Source organism: Streptomyces sp. Rer75, assembly GCF_013414305.1.
GTDB lineage: Bacteria > Actinomycetota > Actinomycetes > Streptomycetales > Streptomycetaceae > Streptomyces > Streptomyces himastatinicus.
This window is the reverse complement of the sequence record NZ_CP058693.1, coordinates 4,463,671-4,475,378: the sequence shown is the minus strand read 5'-3', so window position 1 is coordinate 4,475,378 and position 11,708 is coordinate 4,463,671. Positions and strand designations below refer to the sequence as shown.

The window sequence follows — 11,708 nt, the reverse complement described above, 5'->3', positions numbered from 1 at the left end:
ATCAGCAGCAGCTGAATCCGGCTCCGACCACCGGACCCGGGGGTTACACCGCCGCGCCGCCCGTGTCCATGCCCGCGGCGGGCGCCATGCCCCCGGGCGGCGTCGACCTGCGGCGCGGACTGTCCACGACGCTCGTCTGGCTGCTCGGGGCGACCGTGGCCACGCTGGTCCTGGCGTTCATCGCCCGTTTCCAGCAGTACGACATCTACTCGGACATCCTGGACGGCGATCTGCCGAGCCAGGACGACGCCGACAGCGCCGACTCCTTCTACGCCGTCGCGCTGATCGTCTCCTCGCTGGTCATGCTCGCGGTCGCCATCGTCTGGCCCATATGGTTCCGGCGGCTGCGGCTGAACGCCGAGGTGTTCGCACCCGGCCAGCACCGCTTCGGGGCCGGCTGGGCGGCGGGCGCCTGGTTCACCCCCGTGGTCAGCCTGTGGTTCCCGAAGCAGATCGCCAACGACATCTGGCGCGCCAGCTCCCCGCAGGGCCCGCACCAGGTCCGGCGCGGGCTGCTCAACGGCTGGTGGGTGTGCTGGCTCGTCGGCGGCATCTCCTTCAGCAGCTCCCTGCAACAGTGGACCCTTGCCCGGGACCGGGCCGAGAGCGCGGGCCTGTTCGGGGCGAAGGACGCCGTCGAGGACATGCAGTCGGCGCTCGGCATGAACCTCTTCGCGTACGCCGTGACCATCGCCGCCGCGATCCTCGCCCTGCTGGTCGTCCGCCAGATCACCGCCATGCAGGAGCAGCGCGCCGCGCTGCCGCCGCAGGGCCCGCAGGGCCAGATGCCGCCGTCCCCGTACGGCGCGCCCGCGCCCAACCCGTACGGCGGCGGCGCTCCCGGCAACCCGTACGGCGCGCCCGCCCCGTCCCCGTACGGTGGTGGCGCACAGCAGATGCCCCCGGTCGTCCCGCAGGCCCCGCCCGCCCCGCCGTCCGGCCCGCCCGCCGGGTCGCAACCGCCCTACGGGCAGGGCTAGCGCCGCCCGGCATCGCTGGACCGAGACTTCTCCGAGTGGGGCAGGAAGAGAGCGTGCAGGGGGACGACGCGGAACTGACCGCCGCGGTGAACGCGGCGCAGGATGGGGACGAGACCGCCTTCCGGACCGTGTACCGAAGCGTGCACCCCCGGCTACTCGGTTACGTCCGCACCCTGGTCGGTGACGCCGACGCGGAGGACATCACCTCCGAGTCCTGGCTCCAGATAGCCCGCGACCTCGGACGGTTCAGCGGAGACGCCGACCGGTTCCGCGGCTGGGCCGCCCGCATCGCCCGCAACCGCGCCCTCGACCACATACGGATGCGCGGCCGCCGCCCGGTCATCGGCGGGGACGAGACCGAGCTGGAGACCCGGGCGTCCGAGGCCGACACTGCCGGAGAGGCGCTGGAGGCCCTCGGCACCGGTCGCGCGCTCAGCCTCGTCGCCCAGCTCCCGCAGGACCAGGCGGAGGCGGTGGTGCTGCGGGTGGTCCTCGGACTGGACGCCAAGAGCGCGGCCGCGGTCCTCGGCAAGCGCCCCGGCGCCGTACGGACCGCCGCCCACCGCGGCCTGCGGCGGCTGGCCGATCTCCTCGGTGACACGCCCGTGCTCGACGGGATACCCGGGCAGCGGGAGACGGGGGTGGCCAGGTCCGCAGGTGTGACGGAATCGGGCGCGCCGACGCAGAAAGACATGTGATGGCCGACGACCACCGCTATAGCTGGCTGGATGACAAGGCCGCGGAGCGGCTGCTTCGCGGTGAACCGGTCGAGGGGCAGCACGGCACCCCCGACGGCCGGAACGATCGGCCGCACGCCGAAGCGGAACGGCTGGCGGCCGTGCTCGGCGCCGTGGCCGAGGCGGGGCGCCGCACGGACGGCGCCGCGGCCGATGGCACGGCCCCGCTCCCCGGCGAGGAGGCGGCGGTGGCCGCTTTCCGCGCCGCGCACACCAAGCCGTCGGTGGTCGCCATTTCGGCAGAAGGCCAGGTCGGCGGCAAGTCAACGCGCATAGCGCGACCGGCTGACCCTGCCGCGCCGCGGACCGGATGGCGTGGGATACGGCGTCCCCTGCGCGCGGGCATGGTGGCCGCGGTCGCCGGGTGCGCGCTGAGCGGCTTCGCGGTCGCGGCGGCGGCCGGTGTCCTGCCGTTCGGGCAGAGCGGCGGCACCCCGGGCCCGGGCACGAGCGTGTCGGACACCGGCCCCGGGAGCGGGGAGTCGGCGCGGCCGGAGATCTCCGAGGACGACGGCGCGTCGCCCGATCCCCACGCCCCCGGTACGTCGGAGGGCGCCCAGGGGCGTGGCGTACCGGGCGGCGACGACGGCAAGGGCAAGCGCGACCGGCACGACAAGCACGACAGGCGTGACAAGTCCGGCAAGCCCGGGGCCTGGAAGAGCGGCACCGGGATCGGCCCGGACAACGGCACCGGCCAGCGCGCCCTGGGCGCCTGCCGCCGCTACCTCGCGGCGGAGGCCGGAACCGGCCCCGACGTCGGCCCGACGGCGCTGAAGAAGCTGACGCGGGCGGCGGGCAGCAGGTCCGCCATCCACGACTACTGCGTACAGCTCGTCGGCTACGACACCGTTCCGCGCGGCGGCACCGACGACACGGGCACGACCGCCGGTACCGGCGACGACTCCGGGAGCGGTGACGGCGGGGCCTCCAACCCCGCGCCCCCGCCACCCTCCGGGGACGGCGGCGGTACGCCGAGCCCGGAACCCACGCCGTCGTCCGGCACCCCGTCGAGCACCCTGTCCGGCACGCCGTCGAACGAACTGTCCGACACCCCGTCCGGCGGCTCGTCCGGCAGTCCGTCCGCGTCGCCATCCGACCCCGCGACGCCCTCGGCCGACCCCGCGACGCCTGCGAAATCCGGCGCTCCCTGAGGCGTCCGCGCACCTCTCGCGCATCTGGTGTGACGTTTTTTTCAGGGGTGACGCTGTAAGAAACGGGCCGACTGGTCATCGGCCGCGCGGGAGCCGAGGTTCCCCCCGTACCGACGGCTCCGCGCATCGGCGCGGGCAGAGCACGTTCCCCCGGCTCTGCCCGCGCCACTTTCCTCAGCCCCGCGTGGAGCCCTACTTGTAGACGACGACCTTGTCGCCTGCCTTTACCTGGTTGAAGACCGCCGCGATCTTCTTCTTGTCGCGGACGTTCACACATCCGTGCGACGCCCCGTTGTAGCCGCGGGCGGCGAAGTCGGCTGAGTAGTGCACCGCCTGGCCGCCGCTGAAGAACATCGCGTACGGCATCGGGGTGTCGTAGATCGTCGAGACGTGGTCCCGGCTCTTGAAGTTGACCTGGAAGAGCCCCTCCCGGGTCGGCGTGTACTGCGAGCCGAAGCGCACGTCCATGGCCGAGACGACCCGGCCGTTGATCATCCACGCCAGCGTCCGGCTGCTCTTGCTGATGCACAGCACCCGCCCGGTCAGGCACCGCGAGTCCGGCTTGGCCAGCGGGTTGGTGGTCGGCGGGTACAGCTCGTCGCGGGTGGGCTGGGTGGTGCGGGACCGCAGGGAGGTCCAGGTGCGGCTGTCCACCGAGCCGGTGGCGGACAGGCCGCGGGCGCGCTGGTAGGAGGCGACCGAGGCGCGCGTCACCGTGCCGAAGTAGCCGGTCGGGTTGCGGTCGAAGTGCCCGAGCTGGCGCAGCCGCGCCTGGAGTTCGCGCACCCGTTCGCCGCTGGTGCCGAAGGCGACGACGGGCGGCGCCACCCGTGGGGCGCTGCGCGGCTTCGCCGCCACCCGGGTGCGGGGCGGGGTGGCCGGGCGGGGCGTGGCCCGCGGGGTGTGCGTGAACGTGCGGTGCGGGCGCGGTGCGGCCGCCGGGGTGCGGGGTGCCGCGCTCGTCGTGCTCGCGCCCGCACGCGGCTCCGCTCTCGTATGTCGCTGTCCGTCCAGGGTCACCGTCTCGCCCCGGCAGCCCGCCACGAGGGCCGCCGCGGCGGCCGTGGCGAGTGCGGTGCGGACGACCGATCTTCCGTGCATGGGCCCCCCTCTTCACCGGTTCGTCGCCCGGAATGTTGCCCGGGGCTGCCATGCGCCGAACATCGGAGCATGCTGTGAAGAAGGCCCTGAATGGGTACAAGGGCAGGTATAAGCCACCAGAAGGCAGGGACCCATGGCGCGCGAGTCGGAGTCGGGATTCCCGATCGAGCCGGTGTACGGGCCCGGTCGCGACCGCGGCGGGCTCGGCGAGCCCGGTGCGTACCCCTTCACCCGCGGCGTCTATCCGTCGATGTACACCGGCCGTCCGTGGACGATGCGTCAGTACGCGGGGTTCGGCACCGCCGACGAGTCCAACGCCCGCTACCGGCAGCTGATCGAGCACGGCACGACCGGTCTGTCGGTCGCGTTCGACCTGCCCACCCAGATGGGCTACGACTCCGACGCGGCGCTCGCGCACGGCGAGGTCGGCAAGGTCGGCGTCGCCATCGACTCGATCGAGGACATGCGCATCCTGTTCGACGGCATTCCGCTCGACCAGGTCTCGACGTCGATGACGATCAACGCGCCCGCCGCGCTGCTGCTGCTCCTCTACCAACTCGTCGCCGAGGAGCAGGGGGTGCCGGGGGAGCGGCTGACCGGCACCATCCAGAACGACGTCCTCAAGGAGTACATCGCGCGCGGCACGTACATCTTCCCGCCCGCGCCCTCGCTGCGGCTCATCGCGGACATCTTCCAGTACTGCCGGGTCGAGCTGCCCAAGTGGAACACGATCTCGATTTCCGGCTATCACATGGCCGAGGCCGGTGCCTCGCCCGCGCAGGAGATCGCGTTCACGCTCGCGGACGGCATCGCGTACGTCCGTACGGCCCTCGCGGCGGGCATGGGCGTGGACGACTTCGCGCCGCGCCTCTCCTTCTTCTTCGTCTCCCGCACCACCCTTCTCGAAGAGGTCGCCAAGTTCCGCGCCGCGCGCCGGATCTGGGCGCGGGTGATGCGCGAGGAGTTCGGGGCGCGCGATCCGAAGTCGCAGATGCTGCGCTTCCACACGCAGACCGCGGGCGTCCAACTCACCGCCCAGCAGCCCGAGGTGAACCTCGTCCGGGTCGCCGTCCAGGGGCTGGCGGCGGTGCTCGGCGGCACCCAGTCGCTGCACACCAACGCCTTCGACGAGGCCATCGCCCTGCCCACCGCCACCTCGGCCCGGCTCGCGCTGCGCACGCAGCAGGTGCTGGCGTACGAGACGGATGTGACGGCGACCGTCGACCCGTTCGCGGGCTCGTACGCGGTGGAGGCGCTGACCGACGCCGTCGAGGAGGCGGCGGTGGACCTGATGCGCCGGGTGGAGGATCTGGGCGGGGCCGTGGCCGCCATCGAACAGGGCTTCCAGAAGGACGAGATCGAGCGCAACGCGTATCGCATCGCCCGCGAACAGGAGGCGGGGGAGCGGGTGGTGGTCGGGGTGAACCGGTTCCGGACCGACGCGGACGAGCCGTACGAACCGCTGCGCGTGGACCCGGCCATCGAGGAGCGCCAGCGCGACCGGCTCGCCCGGCTGCGGGCCTCCCGGGACCGGGCGGGCGTGGGCGCGGCGCTGTCGGCGCTGAAGAAGGCGGCCGAGAGCGAGCCGGGCACGGCCAATGTGCTCTACCCGATGAAGGACGCGCTCGCGGCGCGGGCCACGCTCGGCGAGGTGTGCGACGCGTTGCGGGAAGTGTGGGGCACGTATGTCCCGGCTGATGCGTTCTGAGCGGTAACAGCTGTATCAGGGGTATCAGGGGGGATGGTCCGATGAGGGCATCGTGGGGGCGGGCCGCGGCGGCGGTCTGGTGAGCGCATTCGGCCCGGAAACTCGCCCGGGACATCCGCGGCGGGTGAGCGACACTGGGGTCATGTCTGCTCCCCGCCGCACCTGTCCGGTCTGCACCCGTGAGATCGCGGTGGTCGGCGGGCGCTTCGCCCGCCACGATCCGCCCGGCCGCCGCTCCGACTACGAGCTGGTCTCGTGCCCCGGGTCGCGGCGGATCGCGCCGCTGCTGACCACTCCGCCGAAGCTGTTCGGCGGGGACGAGCCGCCGACCCCGGGCCAGCAGCCGCTGTTCTGAGACGCCCCCTAGGCCACGAGCCGCGAGGCGATCACGACGCCGGGGCTGGACTCGGCCAGTGCCTCGCCGAGCCGGTCACCGGCCGCCGTCAACGCGGCGTCGTCCATCGGCCCGAGCGCGTCCAGCACGAACATGGCGCGGGTGGTGGTGTGGGTGAGCCGGGTGCGGGTGCACTGCCGCCAGTTCCAGCGACGGCAGGTGACGCCCGCGTCGTCCCGCCACACCACCTCGCCGGGCGCGGGGTGCTCCACGGCGGGCTCGCCGCTCGCCGTCGTCTCGAACGCCTCGTCGCCCGTGGCGCGCACCAGCCGGGCCGCGCCGGTGTAGTGGTCGAGGTCTTCGCCGCCCAGCGGGATCACATGGCCGACCGAGATCGCGTTGTAGAGGTCGGTCAGCCGGTCCACCCGCGGCAGTCCGGCCCCGGCCCGGCGCAGCAGCGCCTCCGCGCTGGGCCGGGTGCGCTGCGGCTTCGCGCCGAAGCCGCGGAACGCCTCGCGCCAGGCGGCCAGATGCGGATGCTCCTCCACCGGACCGTCCCCGAAGCGCTCGCGCGCCTCCGTCTCGGCGGCGGACAGCCACTTCTCGCTCAGCTCGTCACTGGGCCCGGGGCGCAGGCCCTCGGCGGTGATGAGCAGCGCGCGGTAGTCGGGGCGCAGGGCGTGCACGGCGGGGTCGACGGAGGCGGAAGCGAGCCAGTGGGATGCGGTGGACGTCGTCATGCAGTCCACTATGACATACGCATCGGTGCAGTTTTATGCACCGCGTGAGGCCCTAGAACAGGCCGATCTGGACGGTGAGCATCGCCATCACGATGGCGAGGATCCAGCCGATGGCGTGCTCCACCAGCTTGTCGTGGTCGGAACCGGAGGGGCCGCCGGTTCCGGTGCGCGGGACCGCGATCTCGGTCATGCGGGTCGTCCTTGCTGCTTGGAGATGCTGAGTTTGCTTGGAGATGCTGAGGAGGATGGTGATGATGGTGATGAAACGGGCAACCACCGTTGCCCAGGGTGCGTGGCGTCCCCTCCCCGGGTAAAGGGGAAGTGGCCTAATTCACCTATGTGTGAGAGCGAGGAGGTCCATCGTTGACCAGCGTCATTCCTAAGGGGCTGGGCCAGCAGGTCAAGGCCCTGGCCGACGGCGAGGTGACCTCGCGGGCGCTGGTCGAGCAGGCGCTGGCCCGCATCGCCGAGACCCAGGCCACCCTCAACGCCTTCCGGCGCGTCCGGGCCGAGGCCGCGCTGCGCGAGGCCGCCGACGCCGACCGGCGGCTGGCGGCGGGTGAGCGGCTGCCGCTCCTCGGGGTGCCCATCGCGGTCAAGGACGATACGGACGTGGCGGGCGAGCCGACCGCCTTCGGCTGCTGCGGCGACTTCCCGGCCAAGACGGAGGACGGCGAGGCGGTACGGCGGCTGCGGGCGGCCGGGGCCGTGATCGTCGGCAAGACGAACACGCCCGAGCTGGGCCAGTGGCCGTTCACCGAGGGCCCCGCCTTCGGCGACACCCGCAACCCCTGGAACCTCGCCCACACCCCCGGCGGCTCCTCCGGCGGCGCCGCGGCCGCCGTCGCCGCCGGGCTGGTCCCCGCCGCGCTCGGCTCGGACGGCGCGGGCTCCGTCCGCATCCCGGCCGCCTGGACCCATCTCGTCGGCATCAAGCCGCAGCGCGGCCGGATCTCCACCTGGCCGGACGCCGAGTCCTTCAACGGCATCACCTGCCACGGCCCCCTCGCCCGCACCGTCGCCGACGCCGCCCTGCTGCTGCACGCGGCCAGCGGCAACCGCGACGGCGACCTGCACTGTCCGGACCCCGTGGACGTGCTGTCCGCCCCGGGCCGCGCCCCGGGGCGGCTGCGGATCGCCCTGTCGTTCAAGCCCGCCTTCACGGGCACGCCGAAAAGCCTGGACCCGGCCGTCCGCGCCGCCATCACCCGGCTCGCCGAACGGCTCGCCGCCCTCGGCCACGAGGTCGAGGAAGCCGAGCCGCGCTACGGCGCCGTCGGGCTCGCCTTCCTGCCCCGCGCCACCGCGGGCCTGTGCGAATGGGCGGCCCGCGTGCCCGATCCGCTCCTGCTGGACGTACGCACCCGCGCCGCCGTCCGCAACGGCCGCCTCCTGCGCGGCACCGCCCTGCGCCTCGCCCGCGCCGCCGAGGAACCCCTGCGGCGCCGGGTCGGGGCCATCTTCCAGCGGTACGACGTCGTCCTCTCCCCGACGACCGCCACCCCGCCCCTGCGGATCGGCGCCATGGCCCGGCTGTCCGGCTGGCACACCGACCGCGCGATGATCGCGGCCTGCCCGTACGCCTGGCCCTGGAACGTCCTGGGCTGGCCCGCCGTCAACGTCCCGGCAGGCTTCGCCGACCCCGCCACCACCCTCCCCCTCGGCGCCCAACTCCTGGGCCCGGCCTGTAGCGAACCCCTGCTGATCTCCCTGGCGGCCCAGCTGGAGGCCGACCAGAGGTGGTACGAACGCTGGCCGTAGGACGCGGCCCCGCCGCGCCGGGTAAGCCCGAGCCGCCTGGGGACACCCGTACGTCGTCACGGGCACCGGCTCGGTGCAGGGCCGATGGCGGCGCCGTGGTCCCTGGAGCCTGCCGAACGGCGAGCCGTGTGTGGTTGACGCCGACGGTGGGCTGTTCAGCCTGCCGGGGGTGTGTCCAGCGCCTTCGCTATCGCGGACAGGTGGGCGTCCACCGGGCCGAGTGTCAGCAGGCCGCTGGCCGCGCCCGCCAGCTGGCCCGCGGCCGGGAGCAGGTGGGCGTGGGTCCGTTCCAGGGCGTCCCGGTCGCCGACTGCCCGTGCTACCGCCGCCTCCAGGCAGCACAGGGCCTCGTACAGCAGGTCCGCCGGTGGTTCCGGCAGGGCGCGCAGCGCCGTCCGCGCCTCGGCCTCGGCGCCCTCGCCGAGCAGTGCGAACGGTTCCGCCCAGGGGCGGTACGGGCCCCAGTCCGTGCTGAGGTCGACGTCCCGGCCCGCCTCCCGCGCGGAGCGATCGCCGCCCGCCAGCCGTACGCACAGCAGCGCCAGCGGCAGCAGCCCCCGCTCCACGCCCGGCATCCCGGCGCCCTCCAGCCGTCCGGCCGCGGCCCGGTACGCGGACTCGGCCCGCGCCGCCTCTCCGGCCGCGGCGAGCCGTAGCGCCCCGTACCACTCGGTGAAGACGCCCACGAGCGGCAGTTCATGGCGCGCGCCCAGCCGGTCCGCGGCGGCGGCGTGCTCGTCCGCGGCCGGGAAGTCGCCGAGCGCGGCGCGTGCCTGGAGGCGGATCAGGTGGCCCAGTACCTCGTACGTCACCAGCCCGTGCCGGGCGGCCACCGCGATCAGCTCCGCGCCGATCGCATCGCGCCGCGGCGCGAGCCCGGCCCGGGTGCAGGACTGCATGAACGCGCCGTTCAGGGCGAAGACCAGCAGCGCCGGATCGTCCAGGCGCCGGGCGATCTCCTCGGCCTCGCGGGCCGCCGCGGGCCCGCGCGGGGAGCGGGTGCCGCGCATCTCCAGCGCCACGGTGGCCAGCAGACGGCAGCGCGCCGCGCCGCCCTCGGGCACCGAGGGCAGCGAGGGCAGCGAGGGCGAGGAGGTCAACGCGGTCAGGGCGCGTTCGGCGGCGCCGACGATCCGCTCCGCCAGCTCCGGATCGTCGCTACGGGTCCAGATCGCGGGCACGTCGTACGCGCCGATCACCCGCGCGGTCAGCTCCGGGTCGCCGCACTCCTCGGCGGCGGTGATGGCCGCCAGCCGGTGTTCGCGGGCGGCCTCCAGCCCTCCGCCGCCGGTCACCGCGAGGTTCCGGATCAGCCCCACCGCGGCCTCCAGCCGCGCCCGCGCCCCGCCACCGACCGTACGGTCGTAGACCGCCGCCGCCTCCGCCCACACCCGAGCCGCGCCGCCCGCACCGGACTCCAGCCCGGGGTCCTGCGCCAGGATGTCCGCCTGGAGGCGGCGGAGGCGGGGGCCGGGGTCCAGGCCCAGCTGGTCGGTCAGCGTGGTGCGGGCCCGGCGCAGGACGGCCAGCGCGTCCCCCTGGCGGCCCGATCGGTACAGCGCGAGGGCCAGCAGGCGCCAGGCGTCCTCGCGCCAGGGGTGGTCGGTCAGGTGGGCGTCGAGGTCGGGGACCGCCTCGGCGGCGCGGTCCAGCGCGAGCAGGGTCTCGGCGCGCTGCTCGACGGCCCGGAGCCGCAGTTCGGCCAGGCGGGCGCGTTCGCCACGGGCCCAGTCCGCCCGCTCGAACTCGGCGTACGCCGGACCGCGCCACAGCTCCAGCGCGTCCCCGAGCCGTGGCAGCGCCGCCGCGGGCGGCAGGTCCGCGGCGGCGGCGACGGCCGTCTCGAAGCGCCACGCGTCCACGGCGTCCGGCGCCGCCCGCAGCGCGTACCCGGGGCCCTCGGTGACCAGCAGCCGGGACCGGGCGCGCGGCGGGCGGTCGGGTTCCAGGGCGCGGCGGAGGGCGCCGACGAAGGTCTGTACGGCGCCGACGGCCCCCGCCGGGGGCTCGTCCCACAGGTCCTCGACGAGTCGGGACACCGGTACGACCCGGCGGCGGGCCACGATCAGCCGCGCCAGCACGGCCCGGTGCCGTGGCCCCTTCAACGCGAGCACGCACCGGCCCGGCACACCGGCGACCCGAACGCGCCACCGTAACCAAGCCCCGGTGCGCACCGGCGCTGACCGGCTGCTGATTGGGGCGCGGCAGCCTCGACACGCCCGTCTCAAGAACCCGGCGGATACGCCACCACACGAGAGCAGCGCCCCCATGCCAGAGACCATCCCCGGCTTCGCCCACCACCGCGTCCCCGTCACCGACGACGGCAACGGCGTCGCCCTCCACGTGGCCGTCGGCGGCACCGGCAGCCCGGTCGTCCTGCTGCACGGCTTCCCGCAGACGCACCTGATGTGGCGGCACGTCGCGGCCGACCTGGCGGCCGACCACACCGTCATCTGCCCCGATCTGCGCGGCTACGGCGCGAGCGACAAACCGGCCGAGGCCGCCGACGGAACGACGTACGCCAAGCGCACCATGGCCGCCGACATCGTGGCCGTGGCCCGGGCCCTGGGCCACGACCGGTTCGCCCTGGCCGGTCACGACCGCGGCGCCCTGGTGGCCTTCCGCACCGGGCTCGACCACCCGGACGCCGTGACCCACCTCGCCGCCCTCGACGTGCTGCCGACGCTGGACATGTGGGAGGCGATGCACGGCACCACCGCGGCGGTCGGCTTCCACCTGTATCTGATGGCGCAGCCCCCGGGCCTGCCCGAGCGTATGATCGCCGCCGCGCCGGACGTCTTCTTCGGCCACTTCCTCGACCTCTGGGGCACGGACCCCGCCGCGATCCCCGCCGCCGTCCGCGCCGCGTACCTGGACGCCTGCCGCGCCGCCGTTCCCTCGATCGTCGCCGACTACCGGGCCTCCGCCGGGATCGACGTCGTCCACGACCGGGCGGACCGGGAGGCGGGCCACCGGCTGCGGATGCCGGTCACCGTCCTCCAGCAGGACTGGGGCGCCGCGCTCGGGTTCGACGCGGAGGCGCTGTGGCGCGCCTGGGCACCCGACCTGCACCATGCGACCGTGGCGTACGGCCACTTCATGGCCGAGGAGGCGCCCGCCGACGTCGCGAAGGCGCTCCGCGCCCTCCTCGCCCGCCGCTCCTGACCCCCGCACCCCTTTGTCGCCCAAACGCCCT

The 11,708-nt window shown here is 74.5% G+C and carries 11 protein-coding genes; 7 read left to right on the top strand and 4 right to left on the bottom strand.

Features of this window, described 5'->3' with window-relative positions; translation table 11 throughout:
* Positions 1-68 precede the first annotated feature (68 nt).
* From HYQ63_RS18735 to HYQ63_RS18725, 3 genes are read left to right on the top strand one after another with little or no spacing between them, the layout of a single operon-like run.
* Positions 69-980, top strand: coding sequence for a DUF4328 domain-containing protein (locus tag HYQ63_RS18735; RefSeq protein ID WP_257232627.1), 912 nt, complete (start codon positions 69-71; stop codon positions 978-980).
* Positions 981-1,033: 53 nt separating this feature from the next.
* A complete protein-coding gene (locus HYQ63_RS18730) occupies positions 1,034-1,678 on the top strand; it encodes an RNA polymerase sigma factor (RefSeq protein ID WP_179940265.1) in 645 nt (214 codons plus the stop codon).
* A complete protein-coding gene (locus HYQ63_RS18725; RefSeq protein WP_179934990.1) occupies positions 1,678-2,868 on the top strand; it encodes a hypothetical protein in 1,191 nt (396 codons plus the stop codon). Before HYQ63_RS18730 ends, HYQ63_RS18725 begins: the two co-directional genes overlap by 1 nt.
* Positions 2,869-3,060: 192 nt before the next feature.
* On the opposite strand, the gene HYQ63_RS18720 is transcribed toward HYQ63_RS18725, so the two are convergent.
* The gene (locus tag HYQ63_RS18720; RefSeq protein ID WP_257231935.1) at positions 3,061-3,969 is read right to left on the bottom strand and encodes a L,D-transpeptidase family protein; all 909 of its coding nucleotides are present in this window, start codon (positions 3,967-3,969) and stop codon (positions 3,061-3,063) included.
* 133 nt (positions 3,970-4,102) lie between these two features.
* Between HYQ63_RS18720 and HYQ63_RS18715 the strand changes: the two genes are divergently transcribed.
* Both HYQ63_RS18715 and HYQ63_RS18710 read left to right on the top strand, forming a co-directional pair.
* Entirely contained in the window at positions 4,103-5,677 is a 1,575-nt protein-coding gene (locus HYQ63_RS18715) for a methylmalonyl-CoA mutase (RefSeq protein WP_179934989.1), read from the top strand.
* A gap of 142 nt (positions 5,678-5,819) precedes the next feature.
* Entirely contained in the window at positions 5,820-6,032 is a 213-nt protein-coding gene (locus HYQ63_RS18710; RefSeq protein ID WP_055546847.1) for a hypothetical protein, read from the top strand.
* 8 nt (positions 6,033-6,040) lie between these two features.
* Here HYQ63_RS18710 and HYQ63_RS18705 read toward each other — a convergent pair whose 3' ends face one another.
* The gene (locus HYQ63_RS18705; RefSeq protein WP_179934988.1) at positions 6,041-6,751 is read right to left on the bottom strand and encodes a B3/4 domain-containing protein; all 711 of its coding nucleotides are present in this window, start codon (positions 6,749-6,751) and stop codon (positions 6,041-6,043) included.
* A gap of 52 nt (positions 6,752-6,803) precedes the next feature.
* Positions 6,804-6,941 (bottom strand): SCO1431 family membrane protein, encoded by a 138-nt coding sequence (locus HYQ63_RS18700; RefSeq protein ID WP_179934987.1) that lies wholly within the window; start codon positions 6,939-6,941, stop codon positions 6,804-6,806.
* A 173-nt stretch (positions 6,942-7,114) separates the two neighbouring features.
* Between HYQ63_RS18700 and HYQ63_RS18695 the strand changes: the two genes are divergently transcribed.
* Complete coding sequence (locus HYQ63_RS18695; RefSeq protein WP_179934986.1) at positions 7,115-8,512, top strand: amidase; 1,398 nt, start codon at positions 7,115-7,117, stop codon at positions 8,510-8,512.
* Positions 8,513-8,667: 155 nt separating this feature from the next.
* On the opposite strand, the gene HYQ63_RS18690 is transcribed toward HYQ63_RS18695, so the two are convergent.
* Positions 8,668-10,626, bottom strand: a complete 1,959-nt coding sequence (locus HYQ63_RS18690; protein WP_257231934.1) for a BTAD domain-containing putative transcriptional regulator — start codon at positions 10,624-10,626, stop codon at positions 8,668-8,670.
* A gap of 154 nt (positions 10,627-10,780) precedes the next feature.
* On the opposite strand from HYQ63_RS18690, the gene HYQ63_RS18685 reads away from it, so the two are divergent.
* The gene (locus HYQ63_RS18685; RefSeq protein WP_179934984.1) at positions 10,781-11,677 is read left to right on the top strand and encodes an alpha/beta fold hydrolase; all 897 of its coding nucleotides are present in this window, start codon (positions 10,781-10,783) and stop codon (positions 11,675-11,677) included.
* The last annotated feature ends 31 nt before the right edge of the window (positions 11,678-11,708 follow it).

Excerpts from the sequence above, each read along its gene's own strand:
- HYQ63_RS18735 (WP_257232627.1), top strand. The coding sequence starts at position 69 with ATGCCCGCGGCGGGCGCCATGCCCCCGGGCGGCGTCGACCTGCGGCGC.
- HYQ63_RS18720 (WP_257231935.1), bottom strand. The coding sequence starts at position 3,969 with ATGCACGGAAGATCGGTCGTCCGCACCGCACTCGCCACGGCCGCCGCG.
- HYQ63_RS18700 (WP_179934987.1), bottom strand. The coding sequence starts at position 6,941 with ATGACCGAGATCGCGGTCCCGCGCACCGGAACCGGCGGCCCCTCCGGT.
- HYQ63_RS18710 (WP_055546847.1), top strand. The coding sequence starts at position 5,820 with ATGTCTGCTCCCCGCCGCACCTGTCCGGTCTGCACCCGTGAGATCGCG.
- HYQ63_RS18715 (WP_179934989.1), top strand. The coding sequence starts at position 4,103 with ATGGCGCGCGAGTCGGAGTCGGGATTCCCGATCGAGCCGGTGTACGGG.
- HYQ63_RS18685 (WP_179934984.1), top strand. The coding sequence starts at position 10,781 with ATGCCAGAGACCATCCCCGGCTTCGCCCACCACCGCGTCCCCGTCACC.
- HYQ63_RS18705 (WP_179934988.1), bottom strand. The coding sequence starts at position 6,751 with ATGACGACGTCCACCGCATCCCACTGGCTCGCTTCCGCCTCCGTCGAC.
- HYQ63_RS18725 (WP_179934990.1), top strand. The coding sequence starts at position 1,678 with ATGGCCGACGACCACCGCTATAGCTGGCTGGATGACAAGGCCGCGGAG.